At 77.9% G+C, this 23331-nt stretch carries 23 protein-coding genes; 7 read left to right on the forward strand and 16 right to left on the reverse strand.

From position 1 onward, the window contains the following. Position 1: 1 nt before the first annotated feature. Complete coding sequence (locus PGB27_RS21370; protein WP_274202435.1) at positions 2–235, reverse strand: hypothetical protein; 234 nt, start codon at positions 233–235, stop codon at positions 2–4. A 219-nt stretch (positions 236–454) separates the two neighbouring features. On the opposite strand from PGB27_RS21370, the gene PGB27_RS21375 reads away from it, so the two are divergent. Next, complete coding sequence (locus PGB27_RS21375) at positions 455–781, forward strand: MarR family transcriptional regulator (protein WP_274202436.1); 327 nt, start codon at positions 455–457, stop codon at positions 779–781. Between the two features lie 28 nt (positions 782–809). Here the strand turns inward: PGB27_RS21375 and PGB27_RS21380 are convergent, their stop codons facing one another. Further along, entirely contained in the window at positions 810–1583 is a 774-nt protein-coding gene (locus PGB27_RS21380) for a universal stress protein (protein WP_274202437.1), read from the reverse strand. A 170-nt stretch (positions 1584–1753) separates the two neighbouring features. Here PGB27_RS21380 and PGB27_RS21385 point away from each other — a divergent pair, with 170 nt between their 5' ends. Next, a complete protein-coding gene (locus tag PGB27_RS21385) occupies positions 1754–2032 on the forward strand; it encodes a hypothetical protein (protein WP_274202438.1) in 279 nt (92 codons plus the stop codon). Between the two features lie 25 nt (positions 2033–2057). On the opposite strand, the gene PGB27_RS21390 is transcribed toward PGB27_RS21385, so the two are convergent. From PGB27_RS21390 to PGB27_RS21440, 11 genes are all read right to left on the reverse strand, one after another. Then, a complete protein-coding gene (locus PGB27_RS21390; RefSeq protein WP_274202439.1) occupies positions 2058–2942 on the reverse strand; it encodes a universal stress protein in 885 nt (294 codons plus the stop codon). Further along, positions 2939–3919, reverse strand: a complete 981-nt coding sequence (locus PGB27_RS21395; RefSeq protein WP_274202440.1) for a universal stress protein — start codon at positions 3917–3919, stop codon at positions 2939–2941. The genes PGB27_RS21390 and PGB27_RS21395 overlap by 4 nt, the downstream gene beginning before the upstream one ends. A 131-nt stretch (positions 3920–4050) precedes the next feature. Next, positions 4051–4440 carry a hypothetical protein gene (locus PGB27_RS21400; protein WP_274202441.1) on the reverse strand — a complete coding sequence of 130 codons (390 nt, stop codon included), beginning with the start codon at positions 4438–4440 and terminating at the stop codon, positions 4051–4053. Beyond that, a complete protein-coding gene (locus PGB27_RS21405; protein WP_274202442.1) occupies positions 4437–5345 on the reverse strand; it encodes a universal stress protein in 909 nt (302 codons plus the stop codon). Before PGB27_RS21405 ends, PGB27_RS21400 begins: the two co-directional genes overlap by 4 nt. Before the next feature lie 112 nt (positions 5346–5457). Next, the gene (locus PGB27_RS21410; protein WP_274202443.1) at positions 5458–5961 is read right to left on the reverse strand and encodes a universal stress protein; all 504 of its coding nucleotides are present in this window, start codon (positions 5959–5961) and stop codon (positions 5458–5460) included. Further along, positions 5958–6608, reverse strand: coding sequence for a phosphoribosyltransferase (locus tag PGB27_RS21415; RefSeq protein ID WP_274202444.1), 651 nt, complete (start codon positions 6606–6608; stop codon positions 5958–5960). The genes PGB27_RS21410 and PGB27_RS21415 overlap by 4 nt, the downstream gene beginning before the upstream one ends. 61 nt (positions 6609–6669) lie before the next feature. After that, positions 6670–7197, reverse strand: a complete 528-nt coding sequence (locus tag PGB27_RS21420; RefSeq protein ID WP_274202445.1) for a flavodoxin family protein — start codon at positions 7195–7197, stop codon at positions 6670–6672. Between the two features lie 30 nt (positions 7198–7227). Further along, positions 7228–8712, reverse strand: a complete 1485-nt coding sequence (locus PGB27_RS21425) for a bifunctional aminoglycoside phosphotransferase/ATP-binding protein (protein ID WP_274202446.1) — start codon at positions 8710–8712, stop codon at positions 7228–7230. After that, positions 8709–9587, reverse strand: coding sequence for a universal stress protein (locus PGB27_RS21430; protein WP_274202447.1), 879 nt, complete (start codon positions 9585–9587; stop codon positions 8709–8711). Before PGB27_RS21430 ends, PGB27_RS21425 begins: the two co-directional genes overlap by 4 nt. After that, entirely contained in the window at positions 9587–10474 is an 888-nt protein-coding gene (locus tag PGB27_RS21435; protein WP_274202448.1) for a universal stress protein, read from the reverse strand. The genes PGB27_RS21430 and PGB27_RS21435 overlap by 1 nt, the downstream gene beginning before the upstream one ends. A gap of 140 nt (positions 10475–10614) precedes the next feature. After that, positions 10615–11151, reverse strand: a complete 537-nt coding sequence (locus tag PGB27_RS21440; RefSeq protein ID WP_274202449.1) for a universal stress protein — start codon at positions 11149–11151, stop codon at positions 10615–10617. A 165-nt stretch (positions 11152–11316) separates the two neighbouring features. Here PGB27_RS21440 and PGB27_RS21445 point away from each other — a divergent pair, with 165 nt between their 5' ends. Then, positions 11317–12318: an Acg family FMN-binding oxidoreductase gene (locus tag PGB27_RS21445; protein ID WP_274202450.1), complete on the forward strand. Its 1002-nt coding sequence runs from the start codon at positions 11317–11319 to the stop codon at positions 12316–12318. Here PGB27_RS21445 and PGB27_RS21450 read toward each other — a convergent pair whose 3' ends face one another. Next, complete coding sequence (locus PGB27_RS21450; protein ID WP_274202451.1) at positions 12319–13953, reverse strand: GAF domain-containing sensor histidine kinase; 1635 nt, start codon at positions 13951–13953, stop codon at positions 12319–12321. Between the two features lie 277 nt (positions 13954–14230). On the opposite strand from PGB27_RS21450, the gene PGB27_RS21455 reads away from it, so the two are divergent. Beyond that, positions 14231–16921, forward strand: a complete 2691-nt coding sequence (locus PGB27_RS21455) for a GNAT family N-acetyltransferase (RefSeq protein ID WP_274202452.1) — start codon at positions 14231–14233, stop codon at positions 16919–16921. A 68-nt stretch (positions 16922–16989) separates the two neighbouring features. Next, positions 16990–18318, forward strand: coding sequence for a GAF domain-containing protein (locus PGB27_RS21460; RefSeq protein ID WP_274202453.1), 1329 nt, complete (start codon positions 16990–16992; stop codon positions 18316–18318). A 3-nt stretch (positions 18319–18321) separates the two neighbouring features. Here the strand turns inward: PGB27_RS21460 and PGB27_RS21465 are convergent, their stop codons facing one another. Together PGB27_RS21465 and PGB27_RS21470 are read right to left on the reverse strand one after the other, a co-directional pair. Next, entirely contained in the window at positions 18322–18924 is a 603-nt protein-coding gene (locus PGB27_RS21465; protein ID WP_274202454.1) for an Rv1733c family protein, read from the reverse strand. Between the two features lie 141 nt (positions 18925–19065). After that, a complete protein-coding gene (locus tag PGB27_RS21470) occupies positions 19066–19488 on the reverse strand; it encodes a pyridoxamine 5'-phosphate oxidase family protein (protein ID WP_274202455.1) in 423 nt (140 codons plus the stop codon). A 189-nt stretch (positions 19489–19677) separates the two neighbouring features. On the opposite strand from PGB27_RS21470, the gene PGB27_RS21475 reads away from it, so the two are divergent. Together PGB27_RS21475 and PGB27_RS21480 are read left to right on the forward strand one after the other, a co-directional pair. Continuing rightward, positions 19678–20757 (forward strand): Acg family FMN-binding oxidoreductase, encoded by a 1080-nt coding sequence (locus tag PGB27_RS21475; protein WP_274202456.1) that lies wholly within the window; start codon positions 19678–19680, stop codon positions 20755–20757. After that, the gene (locus tag PGB27_RS21480; RefSeq protein ID WP_274202457.1) at positions 20754–23228 is read left to right on the forward strand and encodes a glycoside hydrolase family 65 protein; all 2475 of its coding nucleotides are present in this window, start codon (positions 20754–20756) and stop codon (positions 23226–23228) included. The genes PGB27_RS21475 and PGB27_RS21480 overlap by 4 nt, the downstream gene beginning before the upstream one ends. Positions 23229–23331 lie beyond the last annotated feature (103 nt).

The raw sequence follows: 23331 nt of genomic DNA on the forward strand, positions 1-23331 counted from the left end.
GTCACGCGGCCCTCATCGTGCGGACGTCCCGGAGAATCCTCGCGCACGCCGCCTCCGCTGCCGGGTCGACGGAGAGCCAGCCGCGCAGCCGGCTCGCCGCGGAGGCGTCGCCGTGCTCGGCGAGCACGAGGAGCTCGACCAGCGCGTCCCGCCAGTTCGCGATCTCGGGCGGGGCGGGGCTGACCGAGGACAGCGGGGCGCTCGTGGCCGGTCGCGCGGCGTCGGTGATGGTCATCGGGCCTCCTGGGACGCCGCGCGCGGGCGCGGACGGACGCGGTGGTGCGACCCTGCTCGTGCTCTGGTCGCTCCCCGCACGGTGCCGGACCGGGCACCGCGGGCGGCAGGGACGACGGCCCGCCGGAGGCGGGCTCGGTGGCACGGGTGATCGGGACGTTGGTCCGTGGCGGGACGGCCTATGATCGCCGGGCCGGACACGCCAGCACGGAAGATCGTCATGACCTCGTCGTCGCGGGGTGAGGTGCCCTCGTGGACGTTCCTCACCAACCACGGACACGTCCTCGTCGCGCTCGCCCGGGACCCGCACCGCCGGCTCCGTGACGTCGCCCTCGAGGTCGGCATCACCGAACGCTCCGCCCAGTCGATCGTGGCCGACCTCGAGGCCGCCGGGTACCTGCGGCGCGTGCGGGTGGGGCGGCGCAACCGCTACGAGGTCGAGACCGCCCGGCCCCTCCGCCACCCCGCCGAGCGGGACCACCAGGTCGGCGAGCTGCTCGGTCTGTTCACGGGCGACAGCGACCGTCCGGACGCGCAGGACCCCTGACAGGTGCAGGGGGATCGGGTGCGCCGGCCTACGCGCCGCCCGTCCGGTGCCCCGGCCCGGCCGCACCGTCGGCGCCGACACCGGCGAGCGGCGTCGGGGGCACGACCACGACGGGGCAGACGGCGTGCCGGACCACGTCCGGGGTCACGTGGTGGTGGAACCACCCGTCGTCGACGCCGAGGACGAGGACCTCGGCCCCGCGCGCCCGGTCCAGCAGCGCACGATCCACGTGGTGCCCGCCCGTCACCCGGACCGCGGCCATCGCCGTCCCCCGCCGCGCGGCCCGGTCGGCGGCGAAGCGCCAGGCGCCGGTGCAGCCGGCGGTGCCGTCGTCGCCGACGAGCACGGGGGCGTGGTCCCCGTGCGGCGCGGCCGGGTCGTAGCCGGCGGGCACGACGACCAGCGGGACGTCGACGTGCCCGGCGAGACCCCGGACGACGCCGCCGATCAGGCGGTCCCCGACGGGCCCGAGGCCGTCGCTGCCCACCACCACGAGCTCCGCCCGCCGCGCCTGGTCCCGCAGGACCGGCACCGGTCCGCCCCGGATCGTCGTCGCCTCGACCTCCAGACCCGGCGCGACGTCGCGGGCGATCGCAGCGGCGGTCTGCAGCGTCTGCCGGGCCCGTCCCCGCAGGGCGGGAGCGACCACCAGCCCCCACCCGGGGTGGTGGCCGACGGGCAGCACCAGGGCGTGCACGAGCCGCAGCCCCAGGTCCCGGTCCCGCGCCTCCCGCGCCGCCCAGCGCACGACCCGCTCGTCGGGCTCGAAGCCGAGCCCCACGACCACCACACCACACGCCACGACCCACCTCCGCGTCCGACGGGACCTGGGCCCGACCCTCCGCCGGCGGGCCCGGGGCCCGGCAGGGGCGCACGCCCCGTCCGGGCGGGACGTCCGGCCGGCGGCGGGCGACCTCCGGCCCTCGATCCCGTCGCCGCGACGGGGTCTGCTCGGGTCGGAGAGGAGCCACCATGGACACCGCGCCCGCCCGCCGACCCACCGAGGCCGTCGATCTCGTGTCGCGCGTCGTCGTCCTGCGCCGCCGCGGCGCCCCCCGCGTGACGGTGCTCGCGGCGATGGACCAGGCCCGACGGTCGCTGGACCACGAGACCCACCACGCCGTCCGCCGCACGCTGACGCGGATCCTGCGGGCCCTCGACAACGGCCTCGACGCCGGGCCCAGCCTGGACGCGGCCCTGCGGCTCGCGGACCGCGACGTGCGTCGCCCGCCGGCGGGGCCGGTGCCCTGAGCACCGGCGACGGTGTCGGGCGGTCTCAGGACGAGCGCGGCCACCACGACCGGCGGGGTGGCCCCGGCGGCGGGACGACGAGGACGGGGCAGCGCGCGCGGAGGGTCACCGCCCCGACGGGCGAGGCGGCCACGCTCGCCAGCACCCGGCCCCGCGCCGACCGACCGAGGACCAGGAGCCGCGCCCGGGCGGAGAGGTCGACCAGCGCGAGGGCGGGATCGCCCTCGGCGACCTGCACCTCGACCGGGACCTCGGGATGGATCACCCGCCAGGCCGCGAGGCGGTCCCTCCAGTACTCGCCCTCGTCGTCGGGGGTGTCGTCGAAGGGGTCGCCGCCGACCGGGGCCTCGAGGGTCCACGGGGACGGGGCCCGCAGGCGCACCGCGAGCAGCGGCGACCCGCGGTGCGCCGCGGCCGCGAAGGCGGTGGCGACGGCCTCGTCAGCGGTGCGGGGCGCGAGCGCCAGGACGACCGGACCGTGGGTGTGCGTCGGCTCGTCGGGGATCACCGCGACCGGCTCGTAGGCGGCGTCGACCAGCTCGTCGACACCGGCGAGGCGCTGGGGCACGACGAGCATCCCGCTCCCCGCGGCGGCGCGGGCGAGCCGGTCGGCCAGCGACGACGCGCCCACGACGGGCGCGAGCACCGGGCGGACCAGGCGGGCGAGGAGCCCGACCGGCCCGCCGCGCGGTGCGTCCGGCTCGTCGGGAGGGGGCTCGACGAGGAGCTCGAGGCGGGCGCCGGTGCGCCGCGCCTGCCGGCGGGCCCAGGCGACCACCGCGTGCCGGCCCGGGCCCGCCGGCGCGAACGCGCGCACGACCGCGGCCGGACGTCGCCGCGGATCCCGGCCCGCCGTGTCCTCCGCGTCGCCCCGGCGACCGGGGGCGCCGGCCGCGGAGCGGTTCCTCACGGTGCCGCGGCGTGGACGCGCTCGGCGGATCGGGGCCGGTGCCGGACGCCGGGCGGGGGCACGACGGCGACGGGGCACGGGGCGCGGTGCACCACGGCGCGGCTCACCGAGCCGAGCAGCAGGCCGGCGAAGCCTCCGCGGCCCCGCGTCCCGACCACCAGCAGCCGCGCGCCGCGCGCCGTCTCCAGCAGGGCGCGGGCCGGGCGGGAGCGCGTGACGACCGTCGTGACCTGCAGGTCCGGATGGGTCGCGGAGCGACCGGAGAGCTGCTCGACCAGCACCCGCCGCTCGTCCTCGGTGATCGCGTCGAGGTCGATGAACGCCTCGGGCACGGTCTCGATGAGGGGGTCCGACCAGGTGTGCACCGCGACCAGCGGACGTCCCTCCGCGTCGGCGACCGCCACCGCGAAGTCGATGGCGGCGTCGCTGGCGGGCGATCCGTCGACACCGACGACGACCGGCGCGTCGGGGCCCGGGCCCGCCGTCCCGCGGACGATGACGACCGGGCCCTCCGCGTGGGAGGCCACCGTGGACGCGACCGAGCCCAGCAGCGCGCCCCCGAGCCCGTCGGCGCCCTGCTCGCCGACCACGAGCAGCCCCGACCCCGCGCGCTCCATCAGCGCCTCGGCGGCGGGACCGTCGACCAGCTCCTCGCTGACCGCCACCGCGGGCGCCTCGGCCCGCGCGGCCTCGACCGCCCGGGCGAGCTCGTGGCGGGCCTGGGCCTCGATCTCGTGCTGGTAGCGGCGCCAGAGCGAGGCGTCGGCCAGCAGGGTGGGGTCGACGGCGCCGTAGGCGAGCACGACGTGCAGCCCCCGCCCCGTGGAGGCGGCGGTGCGGGCGGCCCAGCGCACGGCCGCCAGCGACGACTCCGAGCCGTCGGTGCCGACCACCACCGGCCCGCCGGGGCCGGCGCCGTGGCCGTCGCCCCCGCCGCTCGGGGCGGTCGTCGGGCCGCGGTCGCGTTCCTCGTCCATGGCGTTCTCTCCTCCGGTTCGCGCTGGATTCCTCGTCGACGAGCCTCGCCCGCCGACGCCGGTGATCGCCCGGGCCGTCCGGGCCCCGCGTGCGGGCCGTTGGTCGTGGTGCGTCCGACGGCGCGGCGGCGTCAGGCGCGGACGCGCCCCCGGCTCGCTCCTCGCTGCTGGTCCGCGCGCAGGGCCACGACGGTCAGGAGCCAGGTGACGACGACGCTCGCGACGAACACCGCGACCAGGACGGGTCCGAGCGTGGGCACGAGGCCCCAGACGAGCGCGACGACACCGATCACGAAGGTGGAGCCGCCGGCGATCACCAGGGCCGGCGTGCCCAGCGGGACGACGGAGACGCTCGCGATCGCGGCCACCGCCACCACCGCGAGCCCGAACCCCGCCATGTCGCGCGGGTCGGCGACGAGCCACGCCGAGCCCGTGGCGACGAACACGACGTACTGGACGGCGAGCAGCGCCACCAGCAGGTCGACGAGCAGGGCGCGCGGCGTCCGCAGCACGGCGGTCACGAGCGCACCTCCTGCGACACGCGCGTCGCGGTCGACGCGACGACGTCGGGCGGGGGTGGCGGCACGACGATCACCGGGCACGACGCGTGCAGGACGAGACCCGGTCGCGTCGGGTGGTGGGGGTGGCGCCAGCCGTGCTCGCCGATCCCGAGGACGACGAGCTCGGCCCCGCGCGCCTGGTCGGCGAGGACCCGGTCCGCGCGCTCCTCGGCCAGCACGACCCGCACCGAGGGCGGGCGGTCGGGGCCGAGCGCGGGGACGTCCTCGGACAGCAGCCGGGCGTCGCGGCCCGCGCGCACCACCACCAGCGGCGCCCCGCGCCTCGAGGCCCGCGCGGCCGCGAACCGCAGGGCCGCCCGCGCGCCCGGGGACCCGTCGTCGCCGACGACCACCGGGGCGGCGCCGCCCGCACGGTCGCGCACCCGCGGGTCGCAGCCCCGGGGCACGACCGCGACCGGTACGTCGACGTGGCCGACGAGACCGCGACCGATGCCCCGCAGTGCGAGGTCCACGAGACGGGGCAGGCCGTCGTTGCCGACGACCAGCAGCGACGCCGACCGGGCCTGCGCCCGCAGCACGCCGACGGGATCGCTCTCCACCAGGTCCTCGCTCACCGCGATCCCCGGGGCGACGGCCTGCGCGGCCTCCCGCATCTCCCGGAGCTCGCGCCGCGCCAGCGACCGCAGGCCGGTCCTGACGTCGATGCCGACCAGGCCGCCGTGCCCGCCCCGCGGGACGACCAGGCCGAGCACCAGGCGCAGCGGCACCCCGCGGTCCCGCGCCTCGGCGGCCGCCCACCGGACGGCGGTCTCCCCGTGGCCCTCGAGGGACACCCCGACGACCACGGCCCCACCGCGGTCGTGGCCCCGCTCGTCGATCCTCGTCCCCGACCCCGCGTCGGACATCGGCCCACCTCCTCGTCGCCCCCAGCCTGCTGGCCGCGGCCCCCCCGACGGCAGGGCCGGAGGGCCCGGGCGGCCGGGACCGGCCGTCGCCGGCGACCGGGCCGACCGGTGATCAGGCCCCGTGCCCGTCGGGCACCACCCGCACGGGGCAGGACGCGTGCAGGACGCAGCCCCACCCGACCGAGCCGAGCAGCGCGCTCGCGACCGCCCCACGCCCCCGGTGCCCGACGACGAGCTCGTCGGCGTCCGCGGCCGCGGCGACCAGGACGTCCGCGGCGTCGCCCGGCACGACCTCGACCGTGACGGCCGGGCGGACCAGGTGCTCGCCACCCAGCTCGTAGGCGACGTCGGTGACCATGCCCCGCACCGCCCCTGACAGCGACTCCTCGATCTCGGCCCGGCTGGGCAGGGGTGTGGGCGCCGCCGGCAGGCGCCACTCGGGCGGCTCGTACACCGCGACCACCCGCAGGCGCGCCCCGCGCCGCGCGGCGGAGCGCATGGCGTCGACCAGGGCGGCCCGCGAGCCGGGCGAGCCGTCGACGCCCACCACCACCGTCGGCCGGTGCTGCCCGGCCGGCGGTCCCGCCGGGCGCTCCCGGTCGGCCGTCGTCCTCATCGGCGCACCTCGCCCACGGCCCGCTCACGCAGGATCGCGACGACCTCGGCGTCGTCGACCCGGTGGAAGTCGACGTAGCTCCCGGCCACGTCGTGGAACGAGGCCGGGCGCGCGAGGACGACGAGCTCGTCCACGTCCTGCGCGAGGACGTCCACGGCGGCCGGAGCGCCCACGGGCACCGCGAGGACCACCCGTCGGGCGCCCCGGGCGCGGAGCACGGCGACGGCGGTCCGCACGGGCGTGGCCACGGCGATGCCGTCGGTGACCAGCACGACGGTGCGCTCCCCGATCGGGACGGCGGGGCGTCCGCCGCGGTAGCGCCGGACGAAGCGGTCCACGGCGGCCCGCTCGCGGCGCACCGCCTCGGCCAGCTCGTCCTCGCCGACGCCCAGCGCGCGGACCAGACCGTCGTCGAGGGCCAGCGCGCCGTCCTCGCCGGCGGCGCCCAGGACCAGCCGGGACCGGGCGGGGACGCGGATCTCCCGCGTCACGACCACGTCCAGCGGGGCGCCCAGCACCGCGGCGACGGGCACGGCGACGGGCACACCGCCGCACGGCGTGCCGAGGACCACGACGTCCTCGTCGGCGAGGTGGCCGAGCCGCCGGGCCAGGCGCATCCCCGCGTCGCGGCGATCGATGAAGGTCATCACCGTCGCCCCCGTGGCGCCGGGTCGAGCGGTCGGCGGGGGTGCCGCCGGGCGGCGGGCCTCACGGTGCTCCCCCGGCCGGCACGGCCACCTCCGCCGCGAGCGCGGCACCCCAGGCCCTCGCCCGCTCGAGCTCGCCGTCGAGCAGCGGGCCCTCCGAGCCCGCCACCCAGAACGTGTGGGGCGCGTCGCCGACGGTCAGCCCGCGGCGGTGCAGCCGGCGGGCGATGGCGCGCGCCGCGGAGCCGGGGACGCGGGGCCGCACGACGCGGGTGTCGAACGCCGCCCCGACGGTGCCGGGCCGGTCGCGCAGCGACTCCAGCCACTCGCGCACTCCGGGCCCCTGCGACACGGTCGCCCGCCCGGCCTTCGCCGCCGCGTCCTGCCGTGTCGCCGGCCGGGTCATGCCGAAGGCGTGCGTCGGCCCGCCCACGACGAGGAGGGCGACGTCGTCCCCCGGCTCCGCCGGTGCCGCGCCGACCTCCACCACCTCCACGGGCACGTGCGCCGTGATGCCCTCGGCGATCGCGCGGGCCACCGCCTCGGTGTTGCCGTACATCGACTCGAAGACCACCAGGGACCGGGACACGATCCACCTCCTCCTGTGTCGGGCTCTGTCTCAGACCTCGACGACCGTCCACGTGGCGTGCGGGCGGCGGGTGCGCACGGCGGCGAGCGCGGCGTCCACGGCGGCGTCGACGGTGCCGCCGGTGTCGATCGCCGTGGCCTCGAGCCACGGGTCGGCGTCGGCCGCCATGACCGCGGCGACCAGCGGGGTGGCGTCGGACGCCGACCCGCGCCGGCGGCGGATGCGCTCGTCCGCGACCGCGCGCGGCGCCTCGCAGCGCAACGACGTCAGCGCCGCCGAGGCGCGCGCCGCCAGGGCCGTCGCGGCCTCGCGGGGCGCCGCCGCGGTCCACGAGGCGTCGAGCACCACCGACTCCCCCAGGCCGAGGAGCTCCTCGGCCCGGTGCAGCAGCTCGCCGTAGGTCGCGGCGGTGTGCTCGGCGCCGTAGAGGCCCGTGCCGTAGTCGGCCGCGGCGCCCGTCGACGGGTCGAGGCCGGCGATCTCCTTGCGGACGCGGTCGCTGGACAGCAGCGTCGCCCCGAGCCGGTCGGCGAGCCCGCCGGCGACCGTGGTCTTGCCCGTCCCGGGCAGACCGCCGACCAGCACCAGGCGGACCCGGCCGTCGTCGAGGTGCGCGGCGGCGAGGTCGAGGAGGTCGCGGGCGAGCTCGGCGCCCTCGCCGCCCTGGTCGACCCGCACGCACGTCACCGACGAGCGCACCGCCGCCCGGTAGGCCGTGAGGTGGTGGCGCAGCGCGGGCGGCGCGGGGTCGTCGGCGAACTCGGCGTACCAGCCGAGGAAGCGCTCGGCGAGCCCGGCGTTCCCCAGGCGTTCGAGGTCCATCGCGAGGAAGGCGGCGTCGTCGAGCCCGTCGACGTAGCGCAGGTGGTCGTCGAACTCCAGGCAGTCGAGCACCACCGGGCCGTCGGGCAGGCAGAAGACGTCGTCGGCGAGCAGGTCGCCGTGGCCGTCGACCACCCGGCCCTCGCGGCAGCGCCGCTCGAACAGGGCGCGCCGGCCGTCGAGGAACGCCCCCGCGGCGGCGGCGACGTGGTCGACGACGTCGGCGGGCAGGATCGTGCCGGCGTGCCGGCGCAGCCCGTCGAGGACGCCCGTCCACCGGGCGCGGGCGGCGTCGACCGTCCCCTCCCGGTCCACGGCCGGGCCGCGCGCGGCGGTGCTGTGGAAGGCCGCGAGGCGCCGGGCGAGCGTGCGGAGCTGGTCGTCCACCGGCTCGCCGGCCCGCACGAGCGCGGCCAGGCGCCGCTCGGCGGGCATCCGCCGCATCGCCACCAGGTACTCGCAGGCCATCCCGTCGGGACCGAGCAGGCTCTCGAGCCCGAGGTAGGCCTCGGGGCTCAGCCGCCGGTTGAGGGCGATCTCCCGCAGGCACGCCTCCCGCCGGCGCTCGAGGGTGGTGAAGTCGCAGAACCCCAGGTCGACCGGCTTCTTCATCTTGTGCACGCGGTCCCCGGCGAACCACAGGACGGCCGTGTGGGTCTCGACGACCGCGGGGGCGAGGCCGGGACCGGTCACCGCGAGCCCTCCGTCGCGCCCACCGCGGCGCCGGCGGGGTCCAGGCCCCCGGGCCCGAGGACGGCGACCGCGCACGGGGCTCCCGTGAGCACCGAGCGTGCCGTGGATCCCGGCCCGCGCAGCGAGGCGGCGCCGTCACGGCGGTGGCCGACGACGACCTCGTCGGCGCCCGCGGCACGCTCCAGCAGGGCGCGGGCCGGGCGGTCGACGACCACCTCGGTGCGCACCGGCACGTCGGGACCGAAGCGGAGCGCGGCGGCGACGACCCGGTCCAGGCCGCGCCGGGCCGCCTCGAGGTCGGCCTCGCCGACCTCGGCGCCCCCGGCGTCCTCCGGGGGCGGGACGACGCGCACGGCCTCGAGCGGGACACCGAGGTCGGCCGCGGTGCGCACCGCGTGGGCGAGCACCGCGGGCGCCGAGGGCCCGTCGTCGACACCGACCACGACGGCCCGGCGGGCGACGGCGCCGCGCGGGGTCGGCCCGCGGTACTCGGGGATGACGAGGACGGGACACGGCGCGGCCGTGATCACGCGCTCGGTGGTGTGCCCCGCCTCGCTGCCCAGACGCCGGTGCCGGTCGCCGAGGACCAGCACCGAGCCCGGTTCGCAGGCGCCGACCAGGACGTCGGTGATGTCGCCGGCCCGGCACAGGAGCTCCACCGCGAGGTCGGGTGCCGTGCGGGTGAGGTAGGACTCGGCGCGGCGTCCGGCGTCGTCGTACCAGGCCGCCAGGGGCGTCTCGGGGCCGTGGGCGTGCACGAGGACCAGCGGTCCGCCGCGGCGGCGGCCCTCGCGGACCGCCCGGTCGAGCACGCGCAGGCGCAGCAGCCCGTCGTCGACACCGATCACCACGGGGGCCGGCGCGGGGGCGCGCATCACACGCCCTCCTCGGCCCACACGCGGTCGGACGCCACCCAGCGCTCGGCCGCACCGGCGGGCAGCACGGCGACCGGGCACGGCGACGCGCGCACGACCCGCTGGCTGGTGGAACCGACCAGGGTCCCCGCCAGCGCGCCCCGCCCGCGGCACCCGAGCACGATCAGCGCGGCGCCCTCCCGGGCCTCGCGGAGGATCTCCTCGCCCGGGTCCCCGCGGTCGAGCACCTCGTGGATCCGGACGCCCGGGTAGCGGGTCGCCAGCCCGGCCCGCGCCTCGGCGAGGACGCGCCGGCGCTCGTCGGCGTCGGTGTCCGCACCGTGCCGCGGGGCGACACCGACGGCCGTCACGCGCACGTGCCAGCGGTCGGCGACGTCGGTGGCGAAGGCGACGGCTCCGTGCGACTCGGGCGAGCCGTCGACGCCGACGAGGACGGGGCCGTCGTGGCGCTCGTCGGGATCCCAGCGTGGGGGGACGACGACGACCGGGCAGGCGGCCCGGGCCATGGTGTGGACCAGCGTGCGACCGAGCGTGAGGTCGAGGGCCCCGTCGAGGTGCCGCGTCCCGACGACGAGCAGGTGCGCCCGGCGGGCCACCGCGACCAGCGCCGGCCCGGCCACGCCGTCGACCACCGACAGCCGCGGCGTGAGCCCGGGCGCCGCCGCCTCGGCGATGCGGCGGGCCTGGCCCAGCAGGGACAGCGCCCGGCCGGTCGGGGCGCGCAGCTCGTCGGGGTCACGGTGGGACGGCGGCAGCACCTGGACGAGGTCGAGCGGCAGGCGCCGGCGATCGGCCTCGCGGGCCGCCCACCCCACCGCCCGCAGCGTCCCCGCATCGCCGTCCACACCGACGACCACCCCGGCGGGTGGCACCGAGCGATCGATCATTGTCCAGCCTCCTCCGGGCGGCCTCGCCGCCGCGTTCGTCGTGTGGGTGGGCCCAGCATCCGGCGCTCGGCCCCCTGCCCGTCAGGGCCGGAGGTCCGTCCGGGCCGGGCCGTGTGCCGCGGCACGGGGCCGCGGGCGTGTCAGGCGGTCGGGCCGACCGGGAGCGGTCCGGCGACGACGGCCGGGTCGTCCTGCGCGGCCTGCTCGTGCGGCACCGGCGCCGGGGGCACGACCGTGACCGGGCACGGCGCGTGCAGCACCGCCGAGAGCCCGACCGACCCGAGCACGGCGCTGCGCAGCCCGCCGCGGCCTCGGTGACCGACCACGAGCATCGCCGCGCCCTGCGCCTCCTGCGTCAGGACGAAGGCGGCGGGGCCGGTGACCGCGACGACCGTGACCGGCACCGCGCGGTGCGTCGGGTCGAGCTCGGCGCGCATCTTCTCCACGTGCTCACGGGCCGTGTCCTCGACGGCCGCCCGGATCTCGCCGCTGTCGGCGATCAGCGGGTAGCCGTACGTGGTCATCCAGGCGTCCGGGGGCTCGTGGGCGACGACCACGCGCACCGCCGCCCCCCGGCGTGCGCCCTCGGCGATCGCCCAGCGCACCGCGGCCTCCGCGTGCCGCGAGCCGTCGAACCCCACGACGATCGTCCCGCCGTCGTCCTGCGTCGTGTCCATTCCCCGTCCACCCCTCGGTTCGTCGGAGCCGCTGATCGGGGACCACCCTCACGCCGCGACGCCCTCCGGCACCGGAGGCGGACGGTCCCTCCGTGCCGGGCCGTCGGTCCCTGGTGAGCGGCCCGCCACGGACCGACGCTGGTCACCGAGATCGAGGAGGACGGCGTGGCCGCAGCAGGAGGCACCGTGACGACGCGCGAGGGCTGGACATCCGGGACGACGGACGTCGTCCAGCTCCTGCGTGCCGGGGCGAGCGCGCCGTCGAGCCACAACAGCCAGCCCTGGCGACTGCGGTGGCACCACGACGCGGTCGAGGTCCACGGCGACCCGGACCGGCGGCTCGCGGTCGCCGACCCCGACGCCCGGGAGCTGCGGCTGGCGTGCGGCGCCGCCCTGGTCAACGTGCGGCTCGCGGTGCGCGCGCAGGGCCGACGGGCCCACACGCAGCTGCTGCCCGACCCGGCCGACCGCTGGTTCCTCGGGAGGGTGCGCCCGGGCTCGGCCCTGCCGCCGTCGGCGTGGGAGAGCGAGCTGGCGGCCGCGATCCCGCGTCGGCACACCGACCGCCACCCCTTCGACGGGCGACCGCTCCCGGCCGTGCTGCGCGACCACATGGGCCGGGCGGCGGCACGGGAGAGCTGCCGGCTGGTGTTCCTCACCGAGACCGGCGAGCGGCGCCGGCTGCGCGACCTCACGTCGCGGGCCCACCGGCAGCAGCGCGCGGATCCCGCCTTCGTCGCGGAGTGGGAGCACTGGATCGGCCACGCGGCGCGGGAGGAGGACGGGCTCCCCCGCGCCCACGCGGCGCACGCCCCGCGGGCCGACGACGCCTGGCGTCCCCGGGACTTCGGCGACGTGGTCGCCGACAGCGACCGCACCGCGCACCACGTCGGCCTCGAGGACGAGCCGACCGTCGCCGTCCTGCTCTCCTACGACGACGGCGCGCTCGCCCACCTGCGCGCGGGGGCGGCGATGCAGCAGGTGCTGCTCACGGCCACGGCGCACGGGGTGGGGTCGTCGTTCGTCGCGCCACCGCTCGAGGTCGCCGCCGTGCGCGACGAGGTGCGCGCCCTGCTCGGCGGGGTGCTCTGGCCGCAGGTGATCCTGCGCCTGGGGTGGGGTCGGCCGGTGCCGCCGACCCCGCGCCGCCGTCACCCCGACGTCTGATCAGGACGGGGACACCGAGGACGACGCGTCGAGCGGCGCCCACCACGACAGGCGCGTGCCGGTCCCGGTCGTCCGCCGCCCGACGCTCGCCTCGCCCCCGAACGCCCGGGCGCGCGCGGTGAGGTTGGCCAGCCCGCTGCGCGCCACGGTGTCCGGGATGCCGACCCCGTCGTCGGTCACGTCCACCGCGAGGACGTCGTCCACCGAGACGGTGACGACCACCGAGTCCGCGCCGCCGTGCCGGACGGCGTTGGAGACGCCCTCGCGCACGACGGCCTCGACCTGCACGGCGAGCTCCTCGGGCACGGTGTCGACCGGCCCGGACAGCCGCACCACGGGCTCGGTCTCGACGTGGGCGCTCATCTCGGCGACGGCCGCCCGCAACCGCCCCCCGAGGCCCGGGGTGGTGCCGACCGCGTGGAGGTCGAAGATGCTCGTGCGGATGTCGCGGACGATGGTGTCGATCGTGTCGACCGCCTCGTTGACCCGCCCCGCGGCCTCCGGCTGGCCCCGCAGCCGGGCCTGTGTGGCCTGCAGGCCGAGACCCAGCGCGAACAGGCGCTGGAGCACGTGGTCGTGCAGGTCGGCGGCGATGCGCTCGCGGTCGGCGGCGACGTCGAGCTGGCGGCGGGCGCGCTGCGACTCGGCGAGCCGGAGCACGAGTGCGGCCTGGTCGGCGAACGACGCCGCGGTCGACAGACCCTCGGTCCCGATGGGGGCGGAGCCGGGCCGCCGCACCACCACGAGCGCACCGGTGATGACGTCCGTGCCGTCGAGCGGGACGAGCAGCGCCGGCCCGAGGTGCTCCTCGCGACCGTCGACGTCGAGCACCAGGTCGTCCTCGAGGCGCGGCAGGCGCAGGTGCGCCACCTCGCCCAGCGCGCGGCCCGCCAGCCGCGCGCCGACCGGCAGGCGGGCCTCGAGACCGACGCTCACGGTCACCCGCACGGGCGGCGCCTCGTCGGGCTCGCGCGCCGCGGCAGGCGGGGTGGTGATGATCGCGCCGACCCCGTCGGCGAGCTCGGCGGCGCGTTCGGCCGCGAGCACGAGGGCCTCGGTGGGGTCGGCGCCGGCGAGGACCTGGGTCGTGATCTCCCCGGACGCCTCGAGCCAGCGCTGGCGACGCTGCGCCTCGGCGACGAGACGCTCGGTGTCCTGGTGCAGGCGCGCGTTGTCGACGGCCACCGCCGCCGCGGCCGCGAGCGCGACGATGAGCTCCTCGTCGGCGGCGGTGAAGGCGCCGTCGCGCTTGTCGGTGAGGTAGAGGTTGCCGAAGACCACGCCCCGCACCCGGACCGGGACCCCGAGGAAGGAGTTCATCGGCGGGTGGTGGGGCGGGAAGCCGACCGAGGCCGGGTGGTCGTGCAGGTCCTCCAGGCGCAGGGGCGCCGGGTGCCGGATCAGCTCGCCGAGCAGGCCCCGGCCGCGCGGCAGGTCACCGATCTGCGCCCGCGCCGCGTCGTCGATGCCGGTGTGGACGAAGCGGGCGAGGCCGCTCCCGGCCTCGTCGAGGACCCCGATGGCGCCGTAGCGGGCGCCGACCAGGTCGGTGGCCACCTCGACCAGGCGGCGCAGGGTGGCGTCGAGGTCGAGACCCTCGGCCACCGCCACCATCGAGGAGAAGAGGGCCGCCACCTGGTCCGTACCGGCCCCGCTCAGCCGTGGGCCGGGCGAGCCCGACCCGTCGACCGGACGTCGTGTCGTGCCCTGCCTGTCCACCACGACGGCTGTCTCCCCCTCCGCGAGTCGCACCTCGACCGCCATCCTGGCCCCGACGGCCTGACGCGACCAGGGCCGGAGGTCCCGCGGTCGTGGAATCCTGCGCCGCCCTTCGCCACCCGGCCCGGAGGTCCCGTGATCGCCGGGCCGACGACCCTGCCGTGCCGACCGCGACCCCGGCTGTGCTCGGGCCATGAGCGTCCTCGACCCCGCCGATCCCGCCGTCGATCCCGCCGTCGACCGGCGCGTGCTGCTCGCGGACGGCAGCCCCGTGGACATCCGGCCCCTGGACCGGCGGGACGGGCCCGCCCTCGTGCGCCTGCACCGGGAGCTGCCCGAGCACGACCGGTGGCTGCGCTTCGCCACGCTCTCCCCGCACGCGGCCGACACCTACGCGGTCGAGGCGGCGGCCTCGGGCACCGTGTGGGGCGCCTTCCTGGGCGCCGAGCTGATCGGGGCGGTGCAGGTCGCGCCGGACGCGGCGCACCCGGAGGACGCCGAGGTCGCCGTGACCGTCGGGCACCGTGTGCAGGCCCACGGCGTGGGGACCGCCCTGCTCGAGCGGGCCGTCCAGGAGTCCACCCGGCGCGGTGTCCGGCGCTGGTCCGCCGAGGTGCTGACCGAGAACACCGCGATGCGCCGGGTGTTCGCCGATCTCGGGCTGCCCGTCACGCGCGAGCTGGACGGCCCGTCGGTCCACGTCGTCGTGACCCTGCCCGACCCCGAGGACCCGGCCGCGGCCGCGGACTTCGCGACCGCGTCGCTGGCCCGGGCGGCCCACGCGGCCCGCGCCGGCCTCGGCGCGGTCCTGCGCCCGCGCTCGGTCGCGGTCGTCGGGGCGGGTCGGCGGCCGGGTTCGGTGGGTCGGGCGGTCCTCGACGCCGTGCTCGCCGGCGGCTTCACCGGTCGCGTCCACGTCGTCCACCCGCACGCGGCCCGGGTGGCGGGCGTCCCGGCCGTGGCGTCGGTCGACCTGCTGCCCGAGGCGCCGGACCTCGCGATCCTCGCCACGCCGCCGGCCACGCTGCCGGCGCTGGTGGCGGCGTGCGGGGAGCGCGGGGTGCGGGCGGTGCTGGTGATCACGTCGGGGCTCGCGGCGGCCGGGGTCGACGGCGCCGTCCTGGAGGCCGTGCACCGGCACGGGATGCGCCTCGTCGGGCCGAACTGCCTGGGGCTGGTCGACACCGCGCCCGACGTGCGGCTCGACGCCACCTTCGCCCCGGGCGCCGCGCCGTCCGGGTCGGTCGGCGTCGTCACCCAGTCCGGCGGGGTGGCCATCGCGGTGCTCGAGGCCCTGCGCGGGCTCGGGCTCGGCGTCTCCACGCTCGTGTCGGTCGGTGACCGCTACGACGTCAGCAGCAACGACCTGCTCGCCTGGTGGTCCGAGGACTCCGCCACCCGGGTCGCCGTCCTGCACGTCGAGTCGTTCGGCAACCCGCGCGCCTTCTCCCGCCTGGCGCGGCGGGTCTCCGCCCGGATCCCCGTGCTCGCCGTGCGGGCGGCGAGCAGCGAGGTCGGGGCGCGGGCGGCGGCGTCGCACACCGCGGCGTCGGCGACCCCCGCGGTCCGCCGCGACGCCCTCTACCGGCAGGCGGGGGTCCAGCCCGTCGACGACCTCGGCGAGCTCGCCGGCGCCCTCGCCGCGCTGTCCTGGAGCGCGCCCGCCCTCGGCGACCGCGTCGCGGTGCTGGGCAACGCGGGCGGCACGAACGTGCTCGCCGCCGACGCCTGCGTCGCCGCGGGGCTGAGGGTCCCGCCCCTGGCTCCGGCCACCCGGGCCCGGCTCGACGCCCTGCTCCCCTCGACCGCGGCCACCGCCGGGCCCGTCGACACCACCGCCACCGCCGACGCGACGACCTTCGCCGCGTGCCTCGACGTGCTGCGCGAGGCCGCGGAGGTCGACGCCGTGCTCACCGTCGCCTGCCCCACGGCGCTCGGCGACCCCGGCACCGGGCTCGGCGCGGCCCTGGCCCGCTCCCCCGGCCGCGCCGTCCCCGTCGTCGCGGTCGCCCTGGACCAGCGGGCGCGGGTCGCCCCGCTGCGCGACCCGGACGGCACCCCCCGCGCCGCCGTGTTCGCCGACCCGGCCGACGCCGTGCGCGCGCTCGCGCACCTCGTCCGCCGCGGCGCCGACGTCGCCCGCGACCCCGGGCGTCCGCTCCCGGCCGACGAGCACCCGGTCGACCTGGCCCTCGCCCGGTCCGTCGTGGCGGGCGCGCTCGACGCCCACCCCGGCGGCGGGTGGCTGGAGCCCGACGACTGCGCTGCCCTCCTGCAGGCCGCGGGCCTCGACCTGCTCCCCGCCCGCGTCGTGCGCAGCATCGACGAGGCGGTCGCCACCGCCCGCGCGATCGACGGGCCGGTCGCGCTCAAGGTCGTCGCCGAGGGCGTGCTGCACAAGTCCGAGCAGGGCGGGGTCGCGCTCTCGCTGCGGGGCGACGCCGCCGTCCGGGCCGCGGCCGCCGGCTTCGTGACCGCTTTCGGCGACGCCTGGCGCGGCTTCCTCGTCCAGCCGATGGCACCCCCGGGCGTCGAGATGCTCGTGGGCGTGGCGGGCGACCCGGACTTCGGCGCCCTCGTCACGGCGGGCGTCGGCGGGACGGGCACCGACGTCGCCGACCGGCGCTGGCACCGCCTCGTACCGATGACCACCACGGATCTCTCCGAGCTCCTCGACGAGCTCCCGCTGCGCCGCGGCATCGCCGCGCGGCTGGTGGATCGTGAGCGGCTCGGGACGGTCATCGCCCGCGTCGCCCGGCTCGCCGAGCTCCTCCCCCAGATCGCCGAGATGGACCTCAACCCGGTCGTCTGCACCCCGGACGCGTGCCGGCTCGTGGACGCCCGCATCCGTGTCGCGCCGGTGATCGGCGGCCGGGCCCCTTGACAGGACCGTTGCGGCTCGGACGATGTGGTTCGTCCTCCGTACAGATTCGGCCGCCCGGAAGGGGTGCCGTGCCCGACCGCCCTGAGTCCACGACCCCCTCGGAGGGCCTCGCCTTCCCCACGGTGGCGCGGCTCGAGCTCGACGACCTGCTCGACCAGCTCATCGACCGGGCCACCGAGGTCAAGCTCACCCAGGGCCGGCTGCGCGGGCTGCTCGACGCCGTGCACCACATCACCGCGGGACACGAGCTCGACGACCTGGTCGCGCGGATCGTCGAGAACGCGCGGGGCCTGGTGCGCGCGCGGTACGCCGCGCTCGGCATCGTGCGCGACGGCCGCCTCATCCGCTTCGTGCACATCGGCATGGACGCCGGCACCGTGGCCCGGATCGGCGCGCTGCCCCAGGGGAAGGGGGTGCTCGGCGAGCTCATCGAGCACCCGCAGCCGCTGCGTCTCGACGACCTCTCCACCCACCCGTCGGCCGTCGGCTTCCCCGCCGACCACCCGCCGATGCGGTCGTTCCTCGGCGTTCCGCTGCTCGCGAGCGGCACCGTCTACGGGAACCTCTACGTCACCGAGAGCGAGCACGACGGCGGCTTCGGCGCCGACGACGAGCAGCTGCTGACCGCGCTGGCCGGGGCTGCCGGGATCGCGGTCGAGAACGCCCTGCTCCTCGACGCCGAACGTCGCCGCGCGCGGTGGCAGGCGGCCTCCGCGCAGTTGGCCAGCAGCCTGCTCGCCGGGGACCTCCCGCCCTCCGACGAGCTCGAGCACCTGCTCGAGACCGCGGTGGACGTGGCCCGGGCCCACGGTGCGGCGATCACGGAGGTCCGCGACGCCGACCCGACCACCGCCCACGTCGCGGCGGCGGCCGGACACCTCGCGCACTGGGCCGGGCGCACCGCGGAGGTCGGCGGGTCCATCACCCGGACGGCCCTCGACGCCGAGGGCCCGGTGCTCGTCGCCGACGCGACGACCGATCCCCGCACCACCGGCGTGGTCGAACGGGCACCGGAGGTGCGCTCGGTGCTGGCCGTGCCCCTGGACGCGTCGGCGTCCGGCTCCCGGTCCGTGCTCGTGCTGACTCGGACCGAGGACGACGAGGTGTTCGGCCCGGTCGAGGCGGAGATGCTGCTCTCCTTCGCCGCGCACGCCACCACCGCCATCGAGCTCGGCCGCGGCCGGCGCGACCGCGAGGCCGTCCGGGCCCTGGAGGACCGCGAGCAGCTGGTCCTGTCGCTGTCGGAGCAGGTGCTCCAGCGCGTCCAGCGGGTGGGGCTCGCGCTCACCGCCGCCGCCTCGGGCGCCGAGCCGGCCCTGCGCGACCAGCTCCTCGCCCAGGTCGCCGAGCTCGACGACGTCACCCGAGCGGTGCGCGACACGGTGTTCCCGCGCTGATCGTCAGCGTCGGCTCTCCTTGTCGGGTCCGGCGAAGCGGCGCCAGGCGTCGTCCCACGCCCGCAGCCGCGCCCGGTCGAGGACCCAGCGGAGCGCGGCGAGCAGCAGCAACGAGACGACCAGCTCGGCGAGGACCAGGCAGACGGTCACGAAGACGCCCTGGGCGGCCGGCTGGTCCGCGCGCATCGGCGGCGGCGTGGGCCGGTCCCGGCCGTCCACCCACAAGACCGCGACGTCACCGGGCCGCGCGCCGGACGGCACGTCGGCCCGGGCGACACGCTCCGTGCCGTCCGCGGCGATCCAGCGCACGGGCGCCCGCCACACCGCGGTGACGGCGTCGTCCTGCCCGTCGGCGAGGCGCTCGGGCTCCGCGGTGACCGTGGCGGTGACCTGGTGCCGCTCGGCCTGCTGCACGGCGACCTGGGGTTCGAGCCGCGCGGTGGTCTCGCTGCCGACGGCGAGCGCCACGGGGAGGAAGAGCAGGCCCAGCAGCAGGAGGAGCCAGCGCGCCCCCACCTCGATGCGGTCGCTGCGCCGGCGCAGCTCGGAGCGTCGCGGCACGAAGGCGCCGATCCACCGCCGGGTCGCCTCGGTCGTCCTGTCCATGGTGAGCCGCCTCCCGCTGCTCCTCGTGTCTCGAGGTGTCTCGAGGACGAGCGTCGGACTGCTCCGGGTGCCGCAGCACTGCCGGCGGACCCCGCGACGCCGGACGGCAGACCTGATCCGACCGGGACCATCGGCCGGTCCTCACCCGCCCTCGGTCGGGTCCAGCGCGAGCTGCCGGCCGGTGATCCGGTGCGCGGTGATGCGCACGACGTGGGCGCCCCGCCGGCGGACCCAGGGCCGGTGCGCCACGTCGATCACGGAGATGAGCTCGTCGACGTCGGTGACCACCTCGGCGCGCCCGACCACGAGCACGCTCCAGCCGGTGTGGGTGTCGGCGTCGACCTCGTCCACCTCGAAGGCCACGAGGTCGCGCCGCCGGGCGGCCTCGAGCTTCGGTCCCGGGCCGGTGCGCACGATGATCGAGCTGCCGTGCCGGAGGAAGTTCACGGGGTGCGCGGCGGGTCCCGCGTCCTCGGTGAAGACCATGCGCCCGACGGGGACGCTGTCGAGCAGGCGGTGGCACTCGGCCACCGTCATCTCGTCGGTCTCGCGGCTCCTCGTCATCGCGTGCCTCCGATCTCGTGCCTGCCCCCGCCGGTGCGCCGAACGTGGTGCGCCTCGCCCTCCCGGTTGAGGGACCCACGACCCGGATCGCGGGTCGATCGGCCCGTTCCGCGAGGCACTTCGTGCCTGGTGGCCGACGTCCTCGCGCGCGCACCGTCGAGGGCGGCGACGAGAGACGAGGAGACCGGCATGGAGACGCGCCGCGAGACCGGGGCGCTGTCCGTGGCCCCGGAGGGCGGACGGTCCGGGACGACGACGAGCCCCCGGGAGGCGGTGCTCGCCGCGCTCGAGGACTCGCTCCGGGCGCCGTCGGAGCACAACACGCAGCCCTGGCGGTGGACCCTGCTGCCCGACCGTCTCGAGCTCGCGGTGGACCCGCACCGGCGGCTGCCGTTCACCGACGAGCGCGGGGAGGGCGCGCTGCTCGCCTGCGGCGCCGCGCTGCACCACCTGCGTCTCGGTCTCGCCGCCCGCGGCTGGACCCCGCTGGTCCGTCTCGACCGGGAGGGCCCGCCGCAGCGTCGCGTGGCGGAGGTTCGCTGGCTGGCGGCCGACACCGTCCCCGAGGACGCGCGCCGGCAGGCCGCCGCGATCGAGCGCCGCCGGACCGATCGCCGCCGCTACGCCGCCGATCCCGTCGACCCCGGCGTCGTCGACGAGCTCGTCCGGGCCGCACGGGCCTTCGACGGCGGCCTGCACGTCGTCTCCGGCCACGCCCGCCGCTCCCTCGTCGACGCCATGCGCGACGCCGCCCTCCTCCAGCTCGACCGGCCCGGGTACGCCGCGGAGCTGCAGCGCTGGACACACCGCTACGCAGGTGGGGCCGACGGGATCCCCCACGGCGCCCGGCTCGCCGAGCCGCACCTCTACGACGACCTCGTGCTGCGGTGGTTCCCCGGCGGAGGCCTCCACCAGCCCCGCGGCGGCACCGACCACGAGGACGCCTCCACCCTGCTCGTCCTGACCGCCGACGGCGCCGACGGCGCCGACAGCGCCGACAGGCACACGGCCTCGGTCGTGCGCGCGGGCGAGGCCCTGAGCGCGGTCCTCCTCGAGGCGACGAGCCACGACCTCGCCGCGACCCCCATCACCCAGGTCCTCGAGGTCGACGAGACCCGCGAGCGCGTCCGCCGGCTCGTCGGGGGCCACCCGGTCGTCGTCCTGCGGGTCGGCCGGCCCGTGCCGGACGCCCCGCCGCCCCCACGCACCCCGCGCCGCGACCTCGCCGCGGTCCTGGTCGACCGGGGCGCCGAGCAGGACACCCGGTGACCGAGCCGGACATGTGGACGCTCGTGCTCGACGGCTGGGACCCCGCCGACGAGGGGCGCCGGGAGGCGCTGTGCACGCTCGGCAACGGCTACCTCGGCACCCGGGGCGCGCTGCCGGAGAGCAGCGCCGACGGCGTGCACTACCCGGGCACCTACGCCGCCGGCGTCTTCAACCGGCTGTCCGACGTGATCGACGGGGTGGCGGTCGAGAACGAGAGCATGGTCAACCTGCCGAACTGGCTCGACCTGCGGATCGCGGTGGAGGACGGTGCCTGGCTCGACCTGGCGAGCGTGCGGGTGCTGGAGCACCGCGAGCAGCTGGACACGGCACGCGGGGTGCTGCACCGCACCACCCGGTTCGTCGACGGCGCGGGCCGGCACAGCCGGCTGGACCAGCGCCGGTTCGTGCACCGCGAGCGGCGGCACCTGGCCGGGCTGCACACGGCGTTCGTCGCCGAGGACTGGAGCGGCCGGCTGACCGTCGCGTCCGGGGTGGACGGCACGGTGACCAACAGCGGGGTGGCCCGCTACCGCCACCTCTCCGGGCGGCACCTCGAGGTGCTCACGGCCGAGGAGACCGGCGACGACACCGTGCTGCTGATCGCCGCCACCACGCAGTCACGGCACCGCATCGCCGTCGGCGCCCGCACCCGGGTGACCGTCCCCGTCGACACGCCCGTCGCCCGCGTGCCGGATCGGGCGGAGGGCCGCATCGGCCACCGCCTGACCCTCGAGGTCCGTGCCGGCGAGGCCGTGGAGATCGAGAAGATCGCCGCGGTCGTCACCTCGCGGGACGTGGCGATCGCCGAGCCCGGTCTGGCCGCGACCGCGCTGCTCGCCGAGGCCCCGGGCTTCGAGGAGCTGCTCGCCGAGCACACCCGGAGCTGGGGCCGGCTGTGGCGACGATGCCGCATCGAGGTGCTCGACGGCACCAGCCCGCCGCCCGTGGAGACCGTGCGCGACCTGCGGCTGGCCGGGTTCCACGTGCTCCAGACCGTGTCCCGGCACGACCTCGACCTCGATGCCGGCATCCCCGCCCGGGGCCTGCACGGCGAGGCCTACCGGGGCCACGTGTTCTGGGACGAGCTGTTCGTGCTCCCGGTCCTCGTGCTGCGGTTCCCCGCGCTCGCCCGCGCCCTGCTGCTCTACCGGGTCCGCCGCCTCGACGCGGCGCGTCGGGCCGCGCGGGCGGCCGGTCACCGCGGGGCGATGTTCCCGTGGCAGTCGGGCAGCGACGGCCGCGAGGAGAGCCAGCGGCTGCACCTCAACCCGCTCTCGGGCCGGTGGCTGCCCGACGTCAGCGACCGGCAGCGCCACATCGGGCTCGCGGTCGCCCACAACCTCTGGCAGTACGTCCAGGCCACCGGCGACCTGGCCTTCCTGACCGACGAGGGCGGCGCCGAGGTGCTCCTCGAGGTCGCCCGGTTCTTCGCCGACCTGGCCGAGCACGACCCGGCCGACGGCCGCTTCCACATCCGCGGGGTGATGGGCCCCGACGAGTACACGACCCGCTACCCCGGGTCGGACCGTCCCGGCATCGACGACAACGCCTACACCAACGTCCTGACCGTGTGGGTCCTCCAGCGGGCCCGGGAGCTGCTCGACCTCCTGCCGCCGTCCCGGCGCGACGAGCTGACGGCGACCCTCGACCTGGGCCCGGCCGAGCTGCGGCACTGGCGCGAGGTCGGCGAACGCATGGCCGTGCCGATCCACCCCGACGGCGTGATCAGCCAGTTCGCGGGCTACCGCGATCTCCCGGAGCTCGACTGGGACGCCTACCGGCGGCGCTACGGCGACCTGCAGCGCCTGGACCGGATCCTCGAGGCCGAGGGGCGCTCGGTGGACGACTACCAGGCCTCCAAGCAGGCCGACGTCCTCATGCTCTTCTACCTCTTCTCCGCCGACGAGCTCCGCGACCTGCTCGGCGGTCTCGGCTACGCCCTGCCGCCCGAGGCGATCCCCCGCACGATCGACCACTACCTGGCCCGGACCGCTCACGGCTCCACCCTCAGCGCGCTGGTGCACGCCTGGGTGCTCGCCCGGGCGCACCGCGAGGAGGCGCTGGACCACTTCGACCGCGTCGTGCGCAGCGACGTCGCCGACCTGCAGGGCGGCACCACCGCCGAGGGTGTGCACCTCGGCGCGATGGCCGGGGCCGTGGACGTGGTGCAGCGCTGCTTCGCCGGTGTGGAGACCCGCGGCGACGTGCTCCGGTTCAACCCGCACTGGCCGGGGCGCTTCGGCGTGCTCGAGCTGGCTCTGCAGTACCGCGGGCGGCCGCTGACCGCGCGGGTGACCGACCGCGAGGTGTGCGTGTCCGCCGACGCCGGCCCCGGGGGTCCGGTCCGCGTCGCCGTCGGGGACGAGATCCGCGACCTGTGGCCCGGGGAGACGGTGCGGCTGCGGGTCCCGGGAGCGAGCGGTGTGGGCCGCCGGGCGTGGGGTCAGCGCGAGGGACTCGTCGCTCCGTGAGGTCGGCCGTCCGCGGGTGCTGCCCGGCCTCGGGCGGCCACTGGTCCTGTGACCAGGAGGACGCGCGACGGGACCTTGTGCCCTGCGGTCCGGCGACGCGGGG

The organism is Actinomycetospora lemnae, from assembly GCF_028737315.1.
GTDB classification, from domain to species: Bacteria; Actinomycetota; Actinomycetes; order Mycobacteriales; family Pseudonocardiaceae; genus Actinomycetospora; species Actinomycetospora lemnae.

Coding starts and splice junctions, on each gene's coding strand:
- PGB27_RS21475 (WP_274202456.1), top strand. CDS start 19,678: ATGGAGACGCGCCGCGAGACCGGGGCGCTGTCCGTGGCCCCGGAGGGC.
- PGB27_RS21410 (WP_274202443.1), bottom strand. CDS start 5,961: ATGAGGACGACGGCCGACCGGGAGCGCCCGGCGGGACCGCCGGCCGGG.
- PGB27_RS21385 (WP_274202438.1), top strand. CDS start 1,754: ATGGACACCGCGCCCGCCCGCCGACCCACCGAGGCCGTCGATCTCGTG.
- PGB27_RS21455 (WP_274202452.1), top strand. CDS start 14,231: ATGAGCGTCCTCGACCCCGCCGATCCCGCCGTCGATCCCGCCGTCGAC.
- PGB27_RS21470 (WP_274202455.1), bottom strand. CDS start 19,488: ATGACGAGGAGCCGCGAGACCGACGAGATGACGGTGGCCGAGTGCCAC.
- PGB27_RS21430 (WP_274202447.1), bottom strand. CDS start 9,587: ATGCGCGCCCCCGCGCCGGCCCCCGTGGTGATCGGTGTCGACGACGGG.
- PGB27_RS21375 (WP_274202436.1), top strand. CDS start 455: ATGACCTCGTCGTCGCGGGGTGAGGTGCCCTCGTGGACGTTCCTCACC.
- PGB27_RS21465 (WP_274202454.1), bottom strand. CDS start 18,924: ATGGACAGGACGACCGAGGCGACCCGGCGGTGGATCGGCGCCTTCGTG.
- PGB27_RS21415 (WP_274202444.1), bottom strand. CDS start 6,608: ATGACCTTCATCGATCGCCGCGACGCGGGGATGCGCCTGGCCCGGCGG.
- PGB27_RS21435 (WP_274202448.1), bottom strand. CDS start 10,474: ATGATCGATCGCTCGGTGCCACCCGCCGGGGTGGTCGTCGGTGTGGAC.
- PGB27_RS21405 (WP_274202442.1), bottom strand. CDS start 5,345: ATGTCCGACGCGGGGTCGGGGACGAGGATCGACGAGCGGGGCCACGAC.
- PGB27_RS21395 (WP_274202440.1), bottom strand. CDS start 3,919: ATGGACGAGGAACGCGACCGCGGCCCGACGACCGCCCCGAGCGGCGGG.
- PGB27_RS21440 (WP_274202449.1), bottom strand. CDS start 11,151: ATGGACACGACGCAGGACGACGGCGGGACGATCGTCGTGGGGTTCGAC.
- PGB27_RS21370 (WP_274202435.1), bottom strand. CDS start 235: ATGACCATCACCGACGCCGCGCGACCGGCCACGAGCGCCCCGCTGTCC.